The following is a 21,265-nucleotide window of genomic DNA, read 5'->3' on the forward strand; positions in this document are numbered from 1 at the left end:
TTACATCAAGCAGTCAAAAAGGTTCTTCGCGGCATGTAAATCGCGCAGAGCAGGGTAAAGGGACGCAATATGTCGAATTACATCAAGCTGATCGTGCTTGGCCTTTTGGTGGTGTTTGCCGCCATCGGGACAAACTATGCACGGGATTTGGCGTATCAGGTGCATGCGATTCTGGTGATGGTCATCGCCGCGGGATTGTTTATCTGGACGCTTCGAAACACGGATGAGCCAGATATCCTTGTAGATCGCTCGGGCGAATACATGGATGACGTGATCCGCTATGGCGTGATCGCAACCGCCTTTTGGGGCGTTGTCGGGTTCCTTGCGGGAACCTTTATTGCGTTCCAGCTGGCCTTTCCAACGCTCAACTTTGAATGGGCTCAGGGCTATCTGAACTTTGGGCGCCTGCGTCCTCTGCACACTTCGGCGGTGATTTTTGCCTTTGGTGGCAACGCGCTGATCGCAACCTCGTTCTACGTGGTGCAGCGCACCAGTGCTGCGCGCCTGTGGGGTGGAAACCTCGCATGGTTCGTGTTCTGGGGCTATCAGCTGTTTATCGTACTGGCAGCAACCGGCTATGTTCTTGGTGGCACACAATCCAAGGAATATGCCGAGCCGGAATGGTATGTCGATCTGTGGCTGACCATCGTCTGGGTCGCTTATCTGGCGGTCTATCTGGGTACGATCATCAAGCGGAAAGAGCCCCACATCTACGTGGCCAACTGGTTCTATCTGGCCTTTATCGTGACCGTTGCCATGCTGCACCTGGTCAACAACATGACCATCCCGGTCAGCATCTGGGGCTCGAAATCGGTCATTGTCTGGTCGGGTGTTCAGGATGCCATGATCCAGTGGTGGTACGGCCACAACGCCGTTGGCTTCTTCCTGACCGCTGGCTTCCTGGGGATGATGTACTACTTCATTCCAAAGCAGGCCGAACGCCCCGTGTTCTCGTACAAGTTGTCGATCATCCACTTCTGGGCCCTGATCTTCCTGTACATCTGGGCTGGTCCGCACCACCTGCATTATACCGCGCTGCCAGACTGGGCGTCGACGCTTGGTATGGTGTTCTCGGTCGTGCTTTGGATGCCGTCCTGGGGTGGAATGATCAACGGTCTGATGACCCTGTCGGGCGCATGGGACAAGCTGCGCACAGACCCGATTATCCGCATGATGGTCATCTCGGTCGGCTTCTACGGCATGTCCACCTTTGAGGGACCGATGATGTCGATCCGCGCGGTGAACAGCCTGTCTCACTACACCGACTGGACCATCGGTCACGTGCATTCGGGCGCGCTGGGCTGGAACGGCATGATCACCTTTGGCGCGCTGTACTTCCTGGTTCCTGTCCTGTGGAAGCGTGAGCGTCTGTACTCGCTGCAGATGGTCAGTTGGCACTTCTGGCTCGCCACCATCGGCATCGTGCTCTACGCCGCGTCGATGTGGGTCACCGGTATCATGGAAGGCCTGATGTGGCGCGAAGTGGATGCCAATGGCTTCCTGGTGAACTCGTTCGCTGACACCGTGGCCGCCAAGTTCCCGATGTATGTGGTACGTGGCTTGGGTGGGGTCCTGTTCCTCGCTGGCTCGGTGATCATGTGCTACAACCTGTGGATGACTGTACGGAAAGCGCCGGCCCGTGAGGCCAACCTGACCGTCGCAGTCCCGGCTGAATAAGGAGGGCCGGAGCAATGGCAATTCTCGACAAACACAAGATCCTCGAGACCAACGCGACCCTCCTGCTGATCTTCAGCTTCCTGGTCGTAACCATCGGTGGCATCGTTCAGATCACCCCGCTGTTCTATCTTGAGAACACCATCGAAAAGGTGGAGGGCATGCGCCCTTACACCCCGCTGGAGATGGCAGGGCGTGAGATCTACATCCGCGAAGGCTGCTATGTCTGCCACAGCCAGATGATCCGCCCCATGCGGGACGAGGTCGAACGCTATGGCCATTACTCGCTGGCGGCTGAGTCGATGTATGATCACCCGTTCCAATGGGGATCCAAGCGGACGGGGCCTGATCTGGCCCGCGTGGGTGGCCGTTACTCGGATGACTGGCACGTGCGCCATCTGCGCGATGCACAGTCGGTTGTGCCGGAATCGGTGATGCCGAAATACGGTTTCCTTGAGAACCGCAAGATCGACGGTGAATACATTGGTGACATCATGGCGGTGAACGCTGTTGTTGGAACACCCTACACCGAAGAGATGTTGGAGAACGCTGTGGCGGACTTCCGCGCTCAGGCCGATCCGGACAGTGATTTTGACGGGTTGCTGGAGCGTTACGGTGACAAGGTCAATGTGCGCAACTTCGATGGTCAGCCCGAACTGACCGAGGCTGATGCGCTGATCGCTTATCTGCAGATGCTGGGCACGCTGGTCGACTTCTCGACCTTCACCCCCGCAGCAAACCGGTAACAGGAGGGTAAGATGGAAGAATACACACTCCTACGGCAATTCGCGGATAGCTGGATGTTATTGCTGCTCTTTGCCTTCTTCGTTTGCATCGTGGTCTGGGTTTTCCGGCCGGGCGCCAGCAAGGAATACAAAGATACGGCCAATATTCCCTTCCGGCACGCCGATGCGCCTGCACCGCAGCAAGACGAACCCGCCACATCCAAGGAGGCGCGGCAATGAACAAGACACCTGATAAACAGCCGGGTGATCCAAACACCACTGGCCATACCTGGGACGGGATCGAAGAGTTTGACAACCCGATGCCACGCTGGTGGCTCTGGACCTTCTACGTCACGATTATCTGGGGTGTGATCTACACGATCATGTATCCGGCATGGCCACTGGTCCAATCTGCCACCGCAGGTGTCATGGGATGGTCATCCCGTGAAGAGGTGCAGAAGGAACTGGTTGCGTTTGAAGAGGCCAACGCGCCTTGGAACGTAAAGCTGGTGGAAACCCCGCTTGAGGATATCTCGAAAGATGCCGAGTTGCAGCAATATGCCGTCAACGCAGGCAGCGCGGTGTTCCGCACCTGGTGTGCGCAATGTCACGGTTCGGGTGCGCAGGGTGCAACCGGCTTCCCGAACCTGCTGGATGACGCATGGCTGTGGGGTGGAACGCTGGAAGATATCGAAACTACAGTCAGCTATGGCATCCGTAGCGAAGAAAGTGACGACACACGGTGGTCCGAGATGCCGGCCTTTGGTGACATCCTTGCATCAGAGGAGATCACCCAGGTGGTGCAATACGTCATGTCACTGACCAACGCGCAAACCGACGATGCGGCGGCGCAAGCTGGCAAGGTTGTGTTCGAAGATAATTGCTCGGCCTGTCATGGTGAGAATGGTCAGGGGGATGTCTTCCAAGGTGCCCCGAACCTGACCGATGCGATCTGGCTTTATGGCGGAAGCGAGGAGGCCTTGACCGAAACGGTGACATACAGCCGCTTTGGCGTGATGCCGCCTTGGGATAACCGCCTGACCGAAGCTCAGATCCGTGCGGTCACGGCCTATGTCCACCAGCTGGGTGGCGGTCAGTAAGCATACAAGAATACCTGCAGGCAGTGCGCTGCCCGCAGGTTCAGGCACCGGCTGCTCGATCTGTTCGCGCGTTTCCTGGGCAACCGGTGTCTGTATATTAACAATATGGCTGCCTTTGGCAGCGGCTCGGATACTTTATCTTTGCGCGTATCAAAGATTGCTCAGATCCACATCGCGCGGATTCTTTACCCACCAGTGACCCTCTGGCAGCCAGCGACGTTTGCGGTCGCCTGGTTTTGGTGCGTCTTGGATGCGCGGTGTGTCTATTCGGGTCGCAGTCATAAAAGAGCGTGCAAGAACAGTCAGCATGGTTTCTCTCCTGTGCAGAAGCGTTTCTGACAATAAAGATTGACCTTTGACGCGCTGAATGCCACTCAATTACCATTCCGTCATGTAAGTATGGGTTACATATGGATTGGCTTTCTCTGCCCCCGATGGCCTCACTCAGGGCTTTCGCGGCCTTTGCTGAAAGGCGGAATGTGAGCGATGCCGGTGCCGCGTTGAACGTCAGTCATGCGGCAATCAGCCAACAGCTTCGCGTGCTTGAAAAACACCTCAGCGTCGCCCTGTTAGATCGCACTGGAAAGGCGTTGACCCTGACAGCCGAAGGTGAGCATCTGGCCCGCGCCCTGCAGCTTGGTTTTGGATCAATCAGCGCCGTTGTAGAAGATCTGATGAGGTCAGGCGAGGCGCGCCCGGTTCATGTGTCTTTGACACCTTCATTCGCCGCATCGTGGCTGATGCCACGCTTGCCCGCGTTTCAGGCCGAGCACCCTGATATCAACCTGGCCATCGACCCCTCACCACATCTCGTCACCCTTGCGCCCGGCGGGGTTGATGTCGCAATCCGGTACGGTGCTGGCGGGTGGCCGGGAGTAGATGTTGAGATGTTGCTAAAAACACCTTTTGTCGTCGTGGCAGCGCCTGCTTTGTTAGGGGGCAAAACCAAGTGGACGCCAGAGGAGTTGAGCCAGTTGCCTTGGTTGGAGGAACTTGGCACAACCGAGGCCAGCAATTGGTTGGCCAAACGGGGTGTGGATCATCCCCCGTTGGCGGGCCGTCTGTCTTTACCAGGCAATCTGCTGTTGGATGGGCTTCGCGCAGGGCAGGGAGTGACGGCCACGGTGCGACATTTCGTCGAACAGGATATCCGCGCCGGACGCCTGGTTGAGCTTTATTTCGAACCGGAAAGCAGCGGATACCATGTGTTAACGGCAAAAACGCCGCTTAGACCCGCCGTCAAGACATTTGTACGCTGGCTTAAGCGACAAGCGGACGCAACGCCCTAAAAGATGTGTGTTCGATGCGCGTTTTGACCCATGTCAAAGTTTGCGCGGACGTGATCTGAGAGAACACGCGAGCCAAAGTGCCATTTTTTTGGAGCCAGCCCGTGAGCGATTCCGACCCCGCCCCCAGCCTATATGCCGCCCGAGAGCCGATCTTTCCGCGGCGCGTATCCGGACCATTTCGCAACCTGAAATGGATCATCCTGATCGTGACCTTGGGGATTTACTATGTGACCCCGTGGATCAGGTGGGATCGTGGACCCAGCCTGCCGGATCAGGCAGTGCTGCTGGATCTGGCCAACCGGCGCTTTTACTTTTTCTGGATCGAAATCTGGCCACATGAGTTCTACTTTGTCGCTGGCCTGTTGATCATGGCGGGGCTGGGCTTGTTCCTGTTTACCTCGGCCTTGGGCCGGGTTTGGTGTGGTTATGCCTGCCCGCAGACCGTCTGGACGGATCTGTTCATTCTGGTTGAACGCTGGATCGAGGGGGACCGGAACGCGCGCTTGCGCCTGCACCGGCAAGAGAAGCTGGATTTCCGCAAAGCACGCCTGCGCCTGACCAAGTGGGTGTCATGGTTTCTGATCGGTCTTCTGACGGGTGGTGCCTGGGTGTTCTATTTTGCCGATGCGCCAACCCTGTTGCGTGATCTGGTGACCGGCAATGCGCATCCGGTGGCGTACACAACTGTTCTGATCCTGACCGGCACGACCTTCTTGTTCGGCGGGTTCGCGCGTGAGCAGATTTGCATCTATGCCTGCCCATGGCCACGTATTCAGGCCGCGATGATGGACGAGGATACTCTGGTCGTCGGCTATCGCGAATGGCGGGGTGAACCGCGCGGCAAGGGCAAACGCACCGCCGATTCCGAGCTAGGCGATTGCATCGACTGCATGGCCTGCGTGAATGTCTGCCCCGTTGGCATCGATATCCGCGACGGCCAGCAACTTGAGTGTATCACTTGTGCCCTGTGCATCGATGCGTGTGACGACATGATGGCAAAGATCGGCAAGCCCCGCGGGTTGATCGACTATATGGCGCTAAGCGATGAGCCCCGCGAACGTGCAGGCAGGACCCCCAAGAGCGTGTGGAAGCATATCCTGCGCCCGCGCACCATCATGTACACAGGCCTGTGGTCTGCCGTCGGCTTCGCCTTGCTCTTTGCCCTGTTCATCCGATCCGATATCGATCTGACGGTTGCGCCGGTTCGAAACCCTACCTTTGTGACTCTGTCTGATGGCACCATCCGCAACACCTATGATGTGCGCCTGCGCAACAAACATGGCGAGGACAGGTTGTTCAATTTGTCGCTGGCCGGGGACCCAAGCATGCGGTTGGAGATTGAAGGTACAAACCTACATACTGTAAATGTGACGGCCGATACGGCCCAATTGGTACGGGTTTACATTATCGCCTCGGGCGATACCGGCCCCGCCGGTGCGCACACAACGCCGGTACGGATTTGGGTTGAGGATATCATCAGTGGCGAACGCGCTTACAAAGACACCACGTTCAATGGACGAGGAAACGGATCATGACAGAACGTAAGTTTACGGGAAAACATGCGCTTGCCATATTTGTGGGGGCTTTCACGGTCATCATCTCGGTCAATCTGCTGCTCGCTTATAGCGCCGTGAAAACCTTTCCGGGGTTGGAGGTAAAGAACTCCTACGTGGCCAGCCAGAACTTCAATGAACGTCTGCAAGAGCAACGGGCCTTGGGGTGGGACGTGCGGGCCGAAACCAAGGGCGGGTTGCTGATCCTGCATATCACCGATGCGACCGGCGCACCGGTTCAGGTCGCCGAATTGCAGGCCGTTGTAGGTCGCGCGACCCATGTAAAGGATGATTTCTCGCCCGAGTTCACCTTTGATGGCATCGCCTATGCGACACCTGCTGCATTGGGTAAGGGGAATTGGAATATCCGTCTGGTGGCTCGCGATCATGCGGGGGCTGAGTTTGCTCAGCGCGTTCCGCTTTATGTGAAAGGCTGATGGTGTGACGGCACAGATGTCTTCAGGTACGGCAGCTTGTCCAGGGTGCATCGCAACCCCGGCTGAACCGGCGCGCCCGATCCCCGAGGATGTGCAGATTGCGCTGTCATTGCCGAGCATTCATTGTTCGGCCTGTATCGCGAATGTCGAGCGTGCACTGAACGCACATCCCGGTGTCGAGGATGCACGCGTGAACCTGACTCTGAAACGCGCGATGATCAAAGCCACGCCCGAAACGCGGGCGACAGACCTGATCCCGGTTCTGGAACGCGCCGGATATGAGGCGCATGAGCTGGACCCCGGCGCCCTGTCTGCAACCAGTGCGGATAAGGCGGGAAGGGATCTGTTGATGCGGCTCGCTGTGGCCGGGTTTGCTTCGATGAACGTGATGTTGTTGTCAGTGTCGGTCTGGTCGGGTGCAGCCGATGCAACGCGCGATATGTTCCACTGGATTTCTGCCGCCATCGCCTTGCCCGCGATTGCCTTTTCGGCACAGCCCTTCTTTGCCAACGCCTGGAGCGCCCTGCGCGTGCGACGTCTGAACATGGATGTGCCGATTGTATTGGCGATCCTGCTGGCCTTGGCGACATCGCTTTGGGAAACGGCGCTTAGCGGGAAACATGCTTATTTTGATGCTGCGCTAACGCTGACCTTTTTCCTGCTGGCTGGACGATATCTGGACTACCGAACCCGGGCGGCGGCGCGCTCCGCAGCCGAGGAGTTGACCGCGCTTGAGGTGCCTCGCGCCATTCGCGTCATTGATGGGGTCGAGGAAGAGGTTGCTGTTTCGGACCTGACCGTGGGCGATCTGATCCTGGTTCGCCCCGGTGGGCGTATGCCGGTGGATGGTCAGATTGTCTCGGGCCAGTCCGAGTTGGATAGGTCGTTGCTGACGGGTGAAACCTTGCCAGTGTTCGCCGAAGCAGGCCAGATCGTGAGCGCGGGAGAGGTCAACTTGACCGGGCCCCTGACCATTCAAGCCACCGCTGTGGGCGAAGACACTTCACTCCACCGCATGGCCGATCTGGTTGCGATCGCTGAATCCGGTCGATCCCGGTATACCTCGCTGGCCGATAAGGCCGCGAAGCTTTATGCGCCGGGGGTTCACATTCTGTCGGCACTCAGCTTTTTGGGGTGGTACATCTATTCCGGCGATCTGCGCACTGCATTGAACATTGCGGCGGCGGTTTTGATCATAACCTGCCCCTGCGCCCTGGGTTTGGCTGTGCCTGCGGTCACGACCGCCGCATCGGGTCGGCTGTTCCGCAAAGGGATGCTGATCAAACATGCAACGGCGCTGGAACGTCTGGCCGAGGTGGACACGGTGGTGTTCGACAAGACCGGCACGCTGACATCGGGGGCACCCGAGTTGACCAATCTGGGTGACCATTCCCGCACTGACCTGGAAATTGCATTGGCACTGTCCGAGGCATCGGCCCACCCGTTGTCGGTTGCGTTGACGCAGGCGGTGCGGGCTGCCGGGGTCAAACCTGCTGGGGTGCAGGATATTGCTGAGGTGCCGGGTTACGGCACGGAAGGGCAGTATCGCGGTCAGCGGGTTCGCCTGGGTCGGGCCGCTTGGGTGGGGGCTGTGCAAGGGGCCGAAACATCAGCCTGGTTGGCCGTCGGGTCAAACCCCGCCGTGGGCTTCACCTTCTCGGACGCCTTGCGCCCAGGGGCGGCAGAGGCGGTCGAGGCACTTTCCCAGACCGGTAAGCAGATCATTTTAATCTCAGGCGATTCCAAAGGCGCTGTAGAGGCATTGGCCGATAAGTTGGGTATCCGGAACTGGATTGCCGAGGCGCTGCCGCAAGACAAGGCCCAGCGTATACAAGAGCTCAGTGATCAGGGGCGGCATGTGCTGATGGTCGGCGATGGTCTGAACGACACGGCGGCCCTGGCTGCGGCGCATGTCTCGATCTCTCCGGCTTCGGCCTTGGATGCCGCCCGTGTCGCGTCGGACATCGTTTTGTTGGGCACTGATCTGTCGCCCATTTCGGATGCCTGCGACACCGCCGTCAAAGCAACCAAACGGATTCGTGAGAACTTTCGGATCGCCACCGTCTACAACGTGATTGCAGTGCCTCTGGCAGTCATTGGTTTGGCTACGCCCCTGATTGCGGCCTTGGCGATGTCGACCTCTTCCATTACCGTATCCTTAAACGCCCTGCGGCTGAGGTAATCCAAATGGAAGTTCTTGCCTATCTGATCCCGATATCCCTGTTTCTGGGCTGTGTGGGTCTGGTCGCCTTTGTCTATACCGTTCGGTCGAACCAATACGAAGACCCCGAAGGCGACGCCCATCGCATTCTTAGCGATGAGTGGGATGATAAGCCTAAGCCATAACCGTGCCACACTCCTGCGGCAGAGTTGATCCAACCGCCCTTGAAATTGCCGCATTGCCCGGTTATGTCCGGCGCATTCGCTAGCAGAGAGAACCCGCCACATGGCCACCACCAACCCGATCCAGTTCATTCAGCAAGTCCGTGCCGAAGTTTCCAAGGTCGTCTGGCCGACCCGGCGTGAGGTGCTTTTGACGACGGTTATGGTGTTCATCATGGCTGCCCTGACCGCTGCCTTCTTTGCGCTTGTCGATCTGGGCATTCGTGGGGGTCTGCAACTGGTGCTGGGCGCGTTCAGCTAAGGCAGTTCGGGCAGGCGGAAACACCACTGCCCCCTTGCACAGCACGGCGTGTCAGAGTAGGTGACATGACTATTCGGAATGGGCGTGCGGCGAATCAGGTTGCGCGCCGCTTTTTATTCCGGGTCACGCAATTGAATTTCAACGCGGGGCGCGCGGCTCGCCGCCTCGAAGCTAAACAAGGACGACAGGTTCATGGCGAAACGGTGGTACTCGGTCAGCGTTCTTTCGAATTTCGAAAAGAAGATCGCAGAGCAGATCCGCACGTCGGTGGCTGAACAGGGCCTTGAAGACGATATCGACGAAGTGCTGGTGCCCACCGAAGAGGTGATCGAAGTGCGCCGGGGCAAGAAGGTTACAACCGAACGCCGGTTCATGCCCGGCTACGTTCTGGTGCATATGGAAATGTCCGATCAGGGCTATCACCTGATCAACTCGATCAACCGGGTCACCGGTTTTCTTGGCCCTCAGGGCCGCCCGATGCCGATGCGCGATGCTGAGGTGAACCAGATCCTCAACCGGGTTCAGGAAGGCGAAGACGCGCCCAAGCTGATGATCACCTTCGAAGTCGGCGAGAAGGTCAAAGTCAACGACGGCCCGTTCGAGGATTTCGACGGCATGGTCGAAGGCGTGGACGACGAGGCGCAGAAGCTGAAGGTCTCGGTCTCGATCTTTGGCCGCGAGACGCCGGTCGAACTGGACTTCACGCAGGTTACGAAGCAGAGCTGATACGCTTTCGAAAGTGTAAGAACAGGTCAAAGCCGCAATGTGTACGCATCGCGGCTTTTTTCTGGTTCAACAAGGTGAAGGTCTCAAACGGACGGGTTTTCGCGCCCGGTACCAACGATGTTGTCGGGTTCAACCGACCTCAACGATGCCGCAGACCAGACGTGGACCAGCTCCGCCGATGGGTTGGGTGATCTGATCGTCTTCATTGGCATGTATGACAATCGCGGTCCCGTCTGCGTCCAGAAGGGGCAGGTCGTCACCTTCTAGAAAGACGCCGGTTTTGAAGAACTGCATCTCACCTATGCCATTCTCGCCAACATAGATGTTTCCAAGATCGCCCTTGCCGGGGCCCTTGGCGTTCACCAAGCCATGCTCACCTTCGCCCTCGCCGTGATGGCCGTGCGACGATTTGAAACCCGTATCTGCAGCGCAATGCGCTTTGGAATGGAAATGCACACCTTTGGGGCCCGGAGGCAGGTCGCTGATCTTGATGTGGACCAACACCCCATGTGAGCTTTGGGTGATATCTGCCGCGCCAATTGTTTCCCCGTCCAGGTTCTTCAAATCTGCGGTTGCACTGTGAACATGACCACCTGCATGAGCGGGGCTCAGGCTAAAGCCAATCGCGCCTGCCAGAGCGGCAACCAGAACCAGATCTTTTACAGTTTGTTTCATCGGATGTTTCCTCATGTTGGAGTGAACTTGCGCAATGAAAACAACTGGTCGCCGGGTATTATTTGACTAAAACAGTCGGCCATAGTGTCGCATGTCTGGGTTGGGGTTTGCCGGGTTGTTCGTTTTGTTGAATGAAAGCGTTCCATTTTATGCGATGGGCGAGGGTCAGAAGAGCTGGAGCGGAAATTCAGGGAGCTCATACCTCCCAAGTGCTGATAGCGTCGATCTCGTTTCTTCCCTGCGGTTTTGCAGTTGAGTATCCAGTTGGAGCGGTTGTTGTCCAAACACGGGATGACGCGTCTAAGGTCGTCAGACGTGATGCAGCGGGTGCCAGTCGGTATAGAGATTGAGACAAATTTGAGTGATGGGGAACTCAAGATGTTTGATGCGTATTTCAATTGGGTGGATTGAGATTGAACGACGAGTCCGCATCGTTTTGACGGCACGTTCGAGGATTTCGAAGGTGTGGTCGACGAGGCGCAGAAGCTGAAGGTCTCGGTCTCGATCTTTGGCCGCGAGACGCCGGTCGAACTGGACTTCACGCAGGTTACGAAGCAGAGTTAGAACGGCGCTTCGGCGGCTTTGGCCGCGCGAGTGCCGCTTTTGGTGGTGTCCAAGCTTCCCACTCGACTCGTATCCGAGTTGATCAGAGTGCGCGGATAGTCCCTGAAAAATTGCACTTGATTCAAGTGAACCAGGTGACACGATCGATGTTTGATATCAAGCTGACTTTCAAGGTATCTGCGTGTCCTACCTACTCTCTGGAAAGCGAGAAAAACCTCAATACTACACCAAACACGATTGTTGAGAAGAATATCCAAATGGACCAGCTGAGACTTGGAAAAACCGGTGCTTGATACAACCCGACTGTTCCATCAAAGCTATACAAATTCACCAATAGGTACGGAACCATCGGTATCGAACTGATGACGAACAAAAGAGCTTCAATGAAGTTAACAGAAGCGTGCGGATAGAAGGAATTGATTGCGCCGAATACAAAAATGGCAGATCCAATAAATGGAATCGCTGCGAATTCTATCGCTGTAAGTAGAAGAAACCAGACGACACCAAGTTTTTTTCGCGCCGCCTGACTCTGTCTGGCAACCATTTGCTGCATCATCGAAGTGCGATTGGGTACAAAGGTTGAGATCGCTTTGGCAACGCTGAAAAAAACAAAGCGCACGATGCTCGCAAAGACCATGACCCCCCCTAAAACCAATGAAACCCATGTCAGTATCTTTGACTCGGTGATCAATTCCAGAAAGTTAAAAACTGTCGCGTTCGAAAGCCCGAACGCCAGCGACAGATAGATAAAAGTTAGGAAGGTGGGCAAAGCAAGGACACCTAGCGCTTTTTCAACTAGTTGTATCGCCGCATACTGTAGTATTGGGCGCTGCACTTTCTTATTCCCAGCTTGAATCCACTGCGCCGTTTCTGCCGAGTTGCCGATCACATAGTAGGGGCTCGGAGGCATGAACTCTGAGAGTCCATCGATAGCTGTCGGGTCATCTTCGTCCATGGTGATGAAACCGTTCTGGGCTACCCGCATGTCAGCAGAGAACAAAACTCCCGAGTAGATAGTGGGGGCATCCAAGGTGTAAGCTTTGCCGAGCGCCCAATATGATTTCTCGTTGATGTTTAAACGATAATCGCCATTTTCGTCCTTGCCGAATATGGCGTCTATTGCTGCCTCAAGGCGTTTGGCTACATCAGAATCCTTATCAAGTCCGGGTATTTGCCCTGAGTTGGTAAGAAAGTGGAACGCACCTTGATCGGCGTGGACGATCTGTCCAAAGAAGGTAACGTAGTTTGCAACAGTGCCAGCATTCAAACAAAGACCAATTGCGGCATTGGTTGCGTGCATGAAATCGCCACTGTTGCGGAGACAAACAACGCTAGGTCCGTCGCTTGCAGCCTTGGAAACGCAGACTAAAACTATCGAAAACGATCCTTCCGAAATCAAACACTTTTGCATCCCGTTATGCGCGCTGGTAGACCAGTGGGCTTGAAAAGAGATTTTGTATGCCTCGTAGGAATCATACGGACAGCTATAGAAGCGAGAAACGGTCGCTTTTGAGTGATCAAAACACTCCCCGCTGACACTTTCAATTTGCCTAATAACCTCTTCCGCCTCTTCGGCAGGGCAAGAACACCACATTGAGCTTGTCAAACTAATCACCTCAAAAAAATATTTTATAAATTCTGTCATCGGTGTGTCCAAAGTCAAGGTGCCTGACCAATACTACTCTTAGCGGATCATCTTTTTCATCTTTGGTTTGTGTCAGTGTAAAATGCTGAACATGATCTAGGCGACAGTTTAATACGCCTTGCCAACCCAACCATTCCCCTATAAATGCCGCCTCTATCGTCTTCGGGCGAGATTCTCTCGTGGGAGGTTGCTGGGATCGCGATCCCGGGCCGGACCACGCAACATAAACCGGGTGGAACGCGTTTCACCTACGTTGAAAGGAAAACCAAATGGCCAAGAAGCTTGCTGGTACAATGAAACTGCAGGTTCCTGCAGGTCAGGCGAACCCGTCGCCTCCAGTTGGTCCGGCGCTGGGTCAGCGCGGCATCAACATCATGGAATTCTGCAAGGCGTTCAACGCCAAGACCGCAGACATGGAGCAAGGCGCTCCGTGCCCGACCGTGATCACCTATTATCAGGACAAGTCCTTCACCATGGACATCAAGACGCCGCCCGCGTCTTATTACCTGAAAAAAGCGGCTGGTCTGAAGCCGGTTGGCAAGCGTAACCGTCCCCGCGGTGCGGAAAACCCCGGTCGTGAGACCGTGGCCACCGTGACCAGCAAGCAGGTTCGCGAAATCGCCGAAGCCAAAATGAAAGATCTGAACGCCAACGACGTCGAAGGCGCAATGCAGATCATCCTGGGCTCGGCCCGCTCTATGGGCATCGAGGTGAAGTAAGATGGCAAAACTCGGTAAACGTACCCGCGCTGCGCGCGAAGCTGTCGCTGGCAAGGAAAACCTGTCGGTTGAAGAAGCCGTTGCCCTAGTAAAAGGCAACGCGACCTCGAAATTCGACGAGACCATCGAAATCGCGATGAACCTGGGCGTTGATACTCGCCACGCGGACCAGATGGTTCGTGGCGTTATCGGTCTGCCGAACGGCACCGGTAAAGCGATGCGTGTTGCTGTTTTTGCGCGTGGCCCCAAGGCTGACGAAGCAAAAGAAGCAGGCGCTGATATCGTTGGTGCAGAAGACCTGATGGAAACCATTCAGGGCGGCACCATCGAATTCGATCGCTGCATTGCAACCCCTGACATGATGCCCATCGTTGGCCGTCTGGGTAAGGTTCTGGGCCCTCGCAACCTGATGCCGAACCCCAAGGTTGGCACCGTGACCATGGACGTGAAAGCCGCCGTGGAAGCAGCCAAGGGCGGTGAAGTTCAGTTCAAGGCGGAAAAAGGCGGCGTTGTGCATGCCGGTGTTGGCAAAGCGTCGTTTGACGAAGCCAAGCTGGTCGAAAACGTCCGTGCCTTCATCTCGGCTGTGGCCAAGGCCAAGCCGTCGGGCGCCAAGGGCACCTATATGAAGAAGATCGCGCTGAGCTCGACCATGGGCCCCGGTGTGACACTGGATGTGGCAGCTGCTGCGGGCGAATAAGCCCTTGGCATCTAGCCATCAGTAACAAGACCCGGGTGGTGCGAACTGCCCGGGTTTTTCTTTGCTAAGGGAAAATCTGTTTCAGGCGCGCCTCTAACAGGTCGCGCCTGCGTTCTTCAAACTGGCTGCAAATGAAATCCGGCCGCCAGAGGCGTAGCCAGTCTTTCAGCAGGCGGCCCCGCAGGCAGCAATCCAGAATCTCCGTGTCGATTGGGTGGCGGTAGAGTTTGAAGAACATCTCTTTGTTGGTCTTGAGCATACCGCTCCGGTCAACCTCCTCCTGAGTGGCGCTGCGAAAGATGTCTGCTTTCACAAAATCGACGATGTCGTAGACCGCCAGCTTGTCGCGCGCTTCGGTGAAATCGAGGCCGATGGCCGTGCCCTGACCCATGATCAGATTGAGCCCGTGGAAATCCCCGTGCGAAAACACACGCAGATCGGGTCGGTTCCGCAGCCGGGCGGCTTCGGCCAGAAACGTGTTGACCATGGGCTGACTGATCGGAGTGATATGATCCGGGACAAGGGCTGACAATTCGCGGATGTTATCAGTCATCCAACGGGGCCGGAACGCGTATTGAACTGGCTTCTGCAGGCTGTGAAGATGATGCAGCCAAGCACCGGCCCGACGATAGACCTGCGCAACCTGTTTGTCATCGTCGCTGTTATAGATCACATCGACAGCTGTGGGCCGGTCGACATATTCCGTTACCATGTAAGCGCCACCGGGGGCCAAATAGACAGGCCGCACGACGCGACCGGATTCGTGCCCTTTGAAATGGTCGAAGACCCGGTTGAGTGTTTCGAACTCTCTGCCCAGACGTCCCGACTCAGGTGAGACCGTATCGATTTTGAGGGCAAAGTCCTGACCCGGTGTTTCCACCTTCATGACCAGACGGGATCCCGGAAACCCGTGAGAGCGATAGACGCATTCCAAACCGGTGATGCGGTCGTTCAACTGATGTTGGGCAAACTCATTGGCAAAGCCCGATGCCATGTCGTATTCGGTAATCGTGAGTGTTGGCATGGTCAGGCGGATTTGCGTTTGGTGAATTGGGTGTGATCGGCCTGTTCGACAAGACAAGAGCGACCTACCAGTGTCAATGGTTCGCGCCCTGTCGATGGGTAAGGGCGAACGGCGCGATTGATTGCGCGGACGTGCAATTTACCTCTTGGAAACCGGGCGCGTCTGCCCTAAGTAGACCTGCGGAACAAAGCGTGCGATTCGTCGTGCGCTTTATTTCGTTTCGTCCAAGACGGTGGGTGGTGTCATCTGACCCCTTAATTTCCTGCCTGAGACGGGTAAGACCAAAGAATTCTGAGGGTCCCACCCTCGGGCGCGTTTTGGCCAATCCCGTAACAACGGACCTGAACGCCGGGGTTTCGACCGCGGCAAATATGAGCCGGGGTGAGGTATCACCCCTAACTTGGAGAGAACTGTGGATAGAGCCCAGAAAGAGAAAGTGGTCGAGGAACTCGGCCAAATCTTCGAAAGCTCTGGCGTCGTAGTGGTTGCTCACTACGCCGGTCTGACAGTTGCCGAGATGCAGGACCTTCGCGCACGTGCTCGTGACGCGGGTGGCTCTGTGCGTGTTGCCAAGAACAGGCTCGCCAAAATCGCCCTTGAGGGTAAGCCGTGTGAAAGCATGGCCGACCTGCTGACAGGGATGACCGTTCTGACCTATTCCGAGGACCCTGTGGCAGCTGCCAAAGTGGCCGAGGACTACGCCAAAGAGAACCAAAAGTTCGAAATTCTTGGCGGTGCAATGGGTGAGAACGCTCTGGACCGGGCTGGTGTTACAGCCGTGTCGAAAATGCCGTCGCGTGAAGAGCTTATTGCTACGATCGCTGGTATGCTTGGCGCGCCTGCTTCGAACATCGCCGGTGCAATTGGCGCACCTGCAAGCAACATCGCAAGCATCCTTTCCACCATCGAAGAGAAGGCGGAAGCTGCGTAAGCGGTTGGCACTGAATGATCTGCGTAGGGAAAACCCCCTGACGTTGGAACACACACTGTAAACGGAAAGAGCTGATACAATGGCTGATCTGAAAGCACTCGCAGAAAGCATCGTGGGTCTGACCCTGCTGGAAGCACAAGAACTGAAAACCATCCTCAAAGACGAGTACGGCATCGAGCCCGCAGCTGGCGGCGCCGTCATGGTCGCAGGCGCAGCTGGCGATGCCGGCGGTGCAGCTGAGGAAGAAAAAACCGAATTCGACGTCGTTCTGAAGAACGCCGGCGCTTCGAAAATCAACGTGATCAAAGAAGTTCGCGGCATCACCGGTCTGGGCCTGAAAGAAGCCAAAGAGCTGGTCGAAGCTGGCGGCAAGATCAAAGAAGGCGTGGACAAAGCCGAAGCCGAAGAGATCAAAGGCAAGCTGGAAGCAGCTGGCGCCGAGGTCGAACTGGCCTAAGTCAGTCCGCTGGCACATCGCTGATGTGCCTGGAAATTTGGCTGGGTCCGGAGAAATCCGGGTCCAGCCGAACCTGTCTTAGAAAGGGCCTCATGACGTGGGGTGTTTTCTAAGACACGGTTTTCGGATCGGGAGGCCGCCTTCGGGACGGTGGCCACGAATTGATCCGGACGTGTTGTCTCGATTGTGCAAGATGCCGGGGCCCGACGGTGTCTTTGCCCGCTGAGAACATCGAAAGGTGACATCTGACATGGCTCAAACGTTCCTTGGCCAGAAACGTCTTCGTAAATATTACGGCAAAATCCGTGAAGTTTTGGAAATGCCGAACCTCATTGAGGTGCAGAAATCTTCTTATGATCTTTTCCTGCGCTCCGGTGATGCTGAACAGCCCACAGACGGCGAAGGCATCAAAGGCGTGTTCCAGTCGGTTTTCCCGATCAAGGATTTCAACGAAACCTCCGTTCTGGAGTTCGTGAAATACGATCTGGAAAAACCCAAATACGATGTCGAAGAGTGCATGCAGCGCGACATGACCTACAGCGCGCCGCTGAAGGTTACTCTGCGGCTGATCGTATTTGATGTCGATGAGGACACTGGCGCGAAATCGGTCAAAGACATCAAGGAACAGGATGTGTTCATGGGCGATATGCCCCTGATGACACCGAACGGCACGTTCATCGTGAACGGCACCGAGCGTGTGATCGTGTCTCAGATGCACCGTTCGCCCGGTGTGTTCTTTGATCACGACAAAGGTAAAACCCATTCCTCGGGCAAGCTGTTGTTTGCATGCCGCATCATCCCGTATCGCGGCAGCTGGCTGGACTTTGAGTTCGACGCCAAAGACATCGTATTCGCCCGTATCGACCGTCGCCGCAAACTGCCTGTGACAACCCTGCTGTATGCGTTGGGTCTGGATCAGGAAGCGATCATGGATGCGTATTACAACACCGTGTCCTACAAGCTGGACAAGAAGAAAGGCTGGGTCACGCCATTCTTCCCCGAGCGTGTACGCGGCACTCGCCCGACCTATGATCTGGTCGACGCGAAATCCGGTGAAGTGATTGCCGAAGCAGGCAAGAAAGTCACCCCGCGCGCGGTCAAGAAACTGATCGACGAAGGCAGCGTCACCAACCTGTTGGTTCCGTTCGACAACATCGTCGGCAAGTATGTCGCCAAGGATATCATCAACGAAGAAAACGGCGCGATCTATGTCGAAGCCGGCGATGAGCTGACTCTGGAATACGACAAAGACGGCGACCTGATTGGCGGCACAGTCAAGGACCTAATGGATGCGGGCATCACCGACATCCCAGTTCTGGACATCGACAATGTCAATGTTGGTCCGTACATGCGCAACACCATGGCTCAGGACAAAAACATGAGCCGTGAAACCGCGCTGATGGACATCTACCGCGTCATGCGTCCGGGTGAGCCGCCCACCGTTGAAGCTGCGTCGGCCCTGTTCGACACATTGTTCTTCGACAGCGAGCGGTATGACCTGTCGGCTGTTGGTCGCGTGAAGATGAACATGCGTCTGGCTCTGGATGCGCCGGACACCTTGCGGACCCTGCGACGCGAAGACATCGTGGCCTGCATCAAGGCGCTGGTGGAATTGCGTGACGGCAAAGGCGACGTGGACGATATCGACCACCTAGGCAACCGTCGTGTCCGTTCGGTCGGCGAACTGATGGAAAACCAGTACCGTGTTGGCCTGCTGCGTATGGAGCGCGCGATCAAAGAGCGTATGTCGTCGGTCGAGATTGACACCGTCATGCCTCAGGATCTGATCAACGCGAAACCGGCTGCTGCTGCTGTCCGCGAATTCTTTGGCTCGTCGCAGCTGTCGCAGTTCATGGACCAGACCAACCCGCTGTCGGAAGTTACCCACAAACGCCGCCTCTCGGCGCTTGGCCCCGGTGGTCTGACACGTGAGCGTGCGGGTTTTGAGGTGCGCGACGTACACCCGACCCACTATGGCCGGATGTGCCCGATTGAAACGCCGGAAGGTCCGAACATCGGTCTGATCAACTCGCTGGCCACCTTTGCCCGCGTCAACAAGTATGGCTTCATCGAAACACCTTACCGCGTCGTCAAAGACGCCGAGGTGACTGATGAGGTTCACTACATGTCAGCGACCGAAGAAATGCGTCACACCGTGGCGCAGGCGAACGCGACGCTGGATGAGAACGGCAAGTTCATCAACGATCTGGTGTCGACCCGCCAATCGGGTGACTATACTCTGGCCCCGCGCGAGAATGTGGACCTGATCGACGTCAGCCCAAAACAGCTGGTCTCGGTCGCTGCCTCGCTGATCCCATTCCTTGAAAATGACGACGCCAACCGCGCTCTGATGGGTTCGAACATGCAACGTCAGGCGGTTCCGCTGCTGCGGGCCGAGGCGCCGCTGGTCGGTACCGGGATTGAGGAAAAGGTTGCGATCGACTCGGGCGCTGCGATTCAGGCGAAACGCGCAGGCATCATCGACCAGGTCGATGCTCAGCGTATCGTGATCCGCGCCACCGAAGATCTGGAGCTGGGCGATGCTGGCGTTGACATCTATCGTCTGCGCAAGTTCCAGCGTTCGAACCAGAACACCTGCATCAACCAGCGTCCGTTGGTGAAAGTGGGTGACACGGTTGGCAAGGGCGAGGTGATTGCTGATGGTCCGTCCACCGATATCGGTGAACTGGCCCTTGGTAAGAACGTGGTCGTCGCGTTCATGCCGTGGAACGGGTACAACTACGAAGACTCGATCCTGATCTCTGAACGTATCGCGCGTGACGACGTCTTTACCTCGGTCCATATCGAGGAATTCGAAGTCGCCGCCCGTGACACCAAGCTGGGCCCGGAAGAGATCACCCGCGACATCCCGAATGTCGGTGAAGAAGCGCTGCGCAACCTCGACGAGGCGGGCATCGTTTACATCGGTGCGGATGTTGAACCGGGCGATATTCTGGTCGGCAAGATCACTCCGAAGGGCGAAAGCCCGATGACCCCGGAAGAAAAGCTGCTGCGCGCCATCTTTGGTGAAAAAGCATCTGATGTGCGCGACACCTCGCTGCGCGTGAAGCCGGGTGATTACGGTACGGTCGTCGAGGTCCGCGTCTTCAACCGTCACGGCGTCGAAAAAGACGAGCGTGCGCTGCAGATCGAGCGTGAGGAGGTCGAACGTCTGGCCCGTGACCGGGATGACGAGCTGGCGATCCTGGATCGTAACATCTATGCGCGTCTGCAGGGCCTGATCCTGGGTAAAACCGCTGTCAAAGGCCCGAAAGGTGTCAAGGCAGGGTCGGTGATCACCGAGGAGCTGCTGGAAACCCTGACCCGCGGTCAGTGGTGGCAGCTGGCGCTGGAAGGCGAGCAGGACGCACAGATCGTTGAAGCTCTGAACGAGCAGTACGAAGTGCAAAAGCGTGCTCTGGATGCCCGTTTCGAAGACAAAGTCGAGAAAGTCCGCCGTGGCGACGACCTGCCGCCGGGTGTGATGAAGATGGTCAAAGTCTTCATCGCCGTGAAGCGCAAGCTGCAGCCGGGCGACAAGATGGCCGGTCGTCACGGGAACAAAGGTGTGATCTCCAAGGTTGTTCCGATGGAAGACATGCCGTTCCTTGCCGATGGTACGCCGGTTGACTTCTGTCTGAACCCGCTGGGTGTTCCTTCGCGTATGAACGTTGGTCAGATTCTGGAAACCCATATGGGTTGGGCCGCGCGCGGTCTGGGTCTGAACATCGATGACGCCTTGGGTGAATACCGCCGTTCCGGCGATCTGACTCCGGTTCGCGAAGCGATGAAACTGGCCTATGGCGAGAATGTCTACGAAGAAGGCATTGCCGGCATGGACGAGGATCACCTGATCGAGGCGGCGGGCAACGTGACCCGCGGTGTTCCGATCGCGACCCCGGTCTTTGACGGTGCCAAAGAGGCTGACGTCAACGACGCGCTGGTGCGTGCGGGCTTCTCGGAAAGCGGTCAGTCGGTTCTGTTCGACGGTCGTACCGGTGAGCAATTCGCGCGTCCGGTGACCGTGGGCATCAAGTACCTGCTGAAACTGCACCACCTGGTGGACGACAAGATCCACGCACGTTCGACCGGGCCGTACAGCCTGGTTACCCAGCAGCCGCTGGGTGGTAAGGCGCAGTTCGGTGGTCAGCGCTTTGGTGAGATGGAAGTCTGGGCTCTGGAAGCTTACGGCGCCGCCTACACCCTGCAGGAGATGCTCACCGTGAAATCGGATGACGTCGCCGGCCGGACCAAGGTCTACGAGTCGATCGTCAAGGGCGAGGATAACTTTGAAGCAGGCGTACCGGAATCGTTCAACGTTCTGGTGAAAGAAGTCCGTGGCCTCGGCCTGAATATGGAACTCCTGGATGCGGAGGAAGAGTAGGGGCGGCAACGCCCCACA

Annotated in this window: 19 protein-coding genes and 1 pseudogene; 17 read left to right on the forward strand and 3 right to left on the reverse strand. The window is 56.7% G+C overall.

The features are described from left to right. Nucleotides 1-69: 69 nt before the first annotated feature. From ccoN to nusG, 11 genes are all read left to right on the forward strand, one after another. A complete protein-coding gene (gene ccoN / locus AC2FFE_RS13285; protein WP_496846856.1) occupies nt 70-1,677 on the forward strand; it encodes a cytochrome-c oxidase, cbb3-type subunit I in 1,608 nt (535 codons plus the stop codon). Between the two features lie 14 nt (nt 1,678-1,691). Further along, the gene (gene ccoO, locus AC2FFE_RS13290) at nt 1,692-2,420 is read left to right on the forward strand and encodes a cytochrome-c oxidase, cbb3-type subunit II (protein ID WP_480545445.1); all 729 of its coding nucleotides are present in this window, start codon (nt 1,692-1,694) and stop codon (nt 2,418-2,420) included. 12 nt (nt 2,421-2,432) lie between these two features. Next, a complete protein-coding gene (locus AC2FFE_RS13295) occupies nt 2,433-2,639 on the forward strand; it encodes a cbb3-type cytochrome c oxidase subunit 3 (protein ID WP_496819717.1) in 207 nt (68 codons plus the stop codon). Then, nucleotides 2,636-3,499 (forward strand): cytochrome-c oxidase, cbb3-type subunit III, encoded by an 864-nt coding sequence (ccoP, locus tag AC2FFE_RS13300; protein WP_496846857.1) that lies wholly within the window; start codon nt 2,636-2,638, stop codon nt 3,497-3,499. The genes AC2FFE_RS13295 and ccoP overlap by 4 nt, the downstream gene beginning before the upstream one ends. A 410-nt stretch (nt 3,500-3,909) precedes the next feature. Then, the gene (locus AC2FFE_RS13305; RefSeq protein ID WP_496846858.1) at nt 3,910-4,788 is read left to right on the forward strand and encodes a LysR family transcriptional regulator; all 879 of its coding nucleotides are present in this window, start codon (nt 3,910-3,912) and stop codon (nt 4,786-4,788) included. A 101-nt stretch (nt 4,789-4,889) separates the two neighbouring features. Beyond that, nucleotides 4,890-6,323 (forward strand): cytochrome c oxidase accessory protein CcoG, encoded by a 1,434-nt coding sequence (gene ccoG, locus AC2FFE_RS13310; protein WP_496846859.1) that lies wholly within the window; start codon nt 4,890-4,892, stop codon nt 6,321-6,323. Continuing rightward, nucleotides 6,320-6,778: a FixH family protein gene (locus tag AC2FFE_RS13315; protein WP_480826422.1), complete on the forward strand. Its 459-nt coding sequence runs from the start codon at nt 6,320-6,322 to the stop codon at nt 6,776-6,778. Before ccoG ends, AC2FFE_RS13315 begins: the two co-directional genes overlap by 4 nt. A gap of 16 nt (nt 6,779-6,794) precedes the next feature. Next, the gene (locus AC2FFE_RS13320) at nt 6,795-8,960 is read left to right on the forward strand and encodes a heavy metal translocating P-type ATPase (RefSeq protein ID WP_496819723.1); all 2,166 of its coding nucleotides are present in this window, start codon (nt 6,795-6,797) and stop codon (nt 8,958-8,960) included. Between the two features lie 5 nt (nt 8,961-8,965). Next, nucleotides 8,966-9,124 carry a cbb3-type cytochrome oxidase assembly protein CcoS gene (gene ccoS, locus AC2FFE_RS13325; RefSeq protein WP_496819724.1) on the forward strand — a complete coding sequence of 53 codons (159 nt, stop codon included), beginning with the start codon at nt 8,966-8,968 and terminating at the stop codon, nt 9,122-9,124. Between the two features lie 100 nt (nt 9,125-9,224). Beyond that, complete coding sequence (gene secE, locus AC2FFE_RS13330) at nt 9,225-9,422, forward strand: preprotein translocase subunit SecE (protein ID WP_170533170.1); 198 nt, start codon at nt 9,225-9,227, stop codon at nt 9,420-9,422. Nucleotides 9,423-9,614: 192 nt separating this feature from the next. After that, nucleotides 9,615-10,148 carry a transcription termination/antitermination protein NusG gene (gene nusG / locus AC2FFE_RS13335; RefSeq protein ID WP_496819725.1) on the forward strand — a complete coding sequence of 178 codons (534 nt, stop codon included), beginning with the start codon at nt 9,615-9,617 and terminating at the stop codon, nt 10,146-10,148. Nucleotides 10,149-10,277: 129 nt separating this feature from the next. Here the strand turns inward: nusG and AC2FFE_RS13340 are convergent, their stop codons facing one another. Further along, nucleotides 10,278-10,823 carry a superoxide dismutase family protein gene (locus tag AC2FFE_RS13340; protein ID WP_496819726.1) on the reverse strand — a complete coding sequence of 182 codons (546 nt, stop codon included), beginning with the start codon at nt 10,821-10,823 and terminating at the stop codon, nt 10,278-10,280. A 438-nt stretch (nt 10,824-11,261) separates the two neighbouring features. On the opposite strand from AC2FFE_RS13340, the pseudogene AC2FFE_RS13345 reads away from it, so the two are divergent. Next, nucleotides 11,262-11,387 (forward strand): annotated as a pseudogene (locus tag AC2FFE_RS13345) (transcription termination/antitermination protein NusG); the annotation flags it as partial. 190 nt (nt 11,388-11,577) lie between these two features. Here the strand turns inward: AC2FFE_RS13345 and AC2FFE_RS13350 are convergent. Beyond that, nucleotides 11,578-13,032, reverse strand: coding sequence for a hypothetical protein (locus AC2FFE_RS13350; RefSeq protein ID WP_496846860.1), 1,455 nt, complete (start codon nt 13,030-13,032; stop codon nt 11,578-11,580). Between the two features lie 269 nt (nt 13,033-13,301). Between AC2FFE_RS13350 and rplK the strand changes: the two genes are divergently transcribed. Both rplK and rplA read left to right on the forward strand, forming a co-directional pair. Then, nucleotides 13,302-13,751: a 50S ribosomal protein L11 gene (gene rplK / locus AC2FFE_RS13355; RefSeq protein ID WP_037314971.1), complete on the forward strand. Its 450-nt coding sequence runs from the start codon at nt 13,302-13,304 to the stop codon at nt 13,749-13,751. Nucleotide 13,752: 1 nt separating this feature from the next. Continuing rightward, the gene (gene rplA / locus AC2FFE_RS13360) at nt 13,753-14,451 is read left to right on the forward strand and encodes a 50S ribosomal protein L1 (protein WP_496819728.1); all 699 of its coding nucleotides are present in this window, start codon (nt 13,753-13,755) and stop codon (nt 14,449-14,451) included. A 64-nt stretch (nt 14,452-14,515) separates the two neighbouring features. On the opposite strand, the gene AC2FFE_RS13365 is transcribed toward rplA, so the two are convergent. After that, on the reverse strand, nt 14,516-15,475 hold the full coding sequence (locus AC2FFE_RS13365; protein ID WP_496819729.1) for an aminoglycoside phosphotransferase family protein: 960 nt from the start codon (nt 15,473-15,475) through the stop codon (nt 14,516-14,518). A gap of 412 nt (nt 15,476-15,887) precedes the next feature. On the opposite strand from AC2FFE_RS13365, the gene rplJ reads away from it, so the two are divergent. The 3 genes from rplJ (at nt 15,888) to rpoB (ending at nt 21,247) form a co-directional block, all read left to right on the forward strand. Then, nucleotides 15,888-16,406: a 50S ribosomal protein L10 gene (rplJ, locus tag AC2FFE_RS13370; RefSeq protein ID WP_496819730.1), complete on the forward strand. Its 519-nt coding sequence runs from the start codon at nt 15,888-15,890 to the stop codon at nt 16,404-16,406. 79 nt (nt 16,407-16,485) lie between these two features. Continuing rightward, entirely contained in the window at nt 16,486-16,863 is a 378-nt protein-coding gene (gene rplL, locus AC2FFE_RS13375; RefSeq protein WP_353009219.1) for a 50S ribosomal protein L7/L12, read from the forward strand. Between the two features lie 250 nt (nt 16,864-17,113). Beyond that, on the forward strand, nt 17,114-21,247 hold the full coding sequence (gene rpoB, locus AC2FFE_RS13380; RefSeq protein ID WP_496846861.1) for a DNA-directed RNA polymerase subunit beta: 4,134 nt from the start codon (nt 17,114-17,116) through the stop codon (nt 21,245-21,247). The last annotated feature ends 18 nt before the right edge of the window (nt 21,248-21,265 follow it).

This window comes from Ruegeria sp. YTSA168, from assembly GCF_059610045.1.

Bases quoted from the DNA above. Each gene is read 5' to 3' on its own strand.
- ccoN (WP_496846856.1), top strand. From the start codon at position 70: ATGTCGAATTACATCAAGCTGATCGTGCTTGGCCTTTTGGTGGTGTTT.
- ccoO (WP_480545445.1), top strand. From the start codon at position 1,692: ATGGCAATTCTCGACAAACACAAGATCCTCGAGACCAACGCGACCCTC.
- AC2FFE_RS13295 (WP_496819717.1), top strand. From the start codon at position 2,433: ATGGAAGAATACACACTCCTACGGCAATTCGCGGATAGCTGGATGTTA.
- ccoP (WP_496846857.1), top strand. From the start codon at position 2,636: ATGAACAAGACACCTGATAAACAGCCGGGTGATCCAAACACCACTGGC.
- AC2FFE_RS13305 (WP_496846858.1), top strand. From the start codon at position 3,910: ATGGATTGGCTTTCTCTGCCCCCGATGGCCTCACTCAGGGCTTTCGCG.
- AC2FFE_RS13315 (WP_480826422.1), top strand. From the start codon at position 6,320: ATGACAGAACGTAAGTTTACGGGAAAACATGCGCTTGCCATATTTGTG.
- AC2FFE_RS13320 (WP_496819723.1), top strand. From the start codon at position 6,795: ATGTCTTCAGGTACGGCAGCTTGTCCAGGGTGCATCGCAACCCCGGCT.
- ccoS (WP_496819724.1), top strand. From the start codon at position 8,966: ATGGAAGTTCTTGCCTATCTGATCCCGATATCCCTGTTTCTGGGCTGT.
- secE (WP_170533170.1), top strand. From the start codon at position 9,225: ATGGCCACCACCAACCCGATCCAGTTCATTCAGCAAGTCCGTGCCGAA.
- nusG (WP_496819725.1), top strand. From the start codon at position 9,615: ATGGCGAAACGGTGGTACTCGGTCAGCGTTCTTTCGAATTTCGAAAAG.
- AC2FFE_RS13340 (WP_496819726.1), bottom strand. From the start codon at position 10,823: ATGAAACAAACTGTAAAAGATCTGGTTCTGGTTGCCGCTCTGGCAGGC.
- AC2FFE_RS13350 (WP_496846860.1), bottom strand. From the start codon at position 13,032: ATGACAGAATTTATAAAATATTTTTTTGAGGTGATTAGTTTGACAAGC.
- rplK (WP_037314971.1), top strand. From the start codon at position 13,302: ATGGCCAAGAAGCTTGCTGGTACAATGAAACTGCAGGTTCCTGCAGGT.
- rplA (WP_496819728.1), top strand. From the start codon at position 13,753: ATGGCAAAACTCGGTAAACGTACCCGCGCTGCGCGCGAAGCTGTCGCT.
- AC2FFE_RS13365 (WP_496819729.1), bottom strand. From the start codon at position 15,475: ATGCCAACACTCACGATTACCGAATACGACATGGCATCGGGCTTTGCC.
- rplL (WP_353009219.1), top strand. From the start codon at position 16,486: ATGGCTGATCTGAAAGCACTCGCAGAAAGCATCGTGGGTCTGACCCTG.
- rpoB (WP_496846861.1), top strand. From the start codon at position 17,114: ATGGCTCAAACGTTCCTTGGCCAGAAACGTCTTCGTAAATATTACGGC.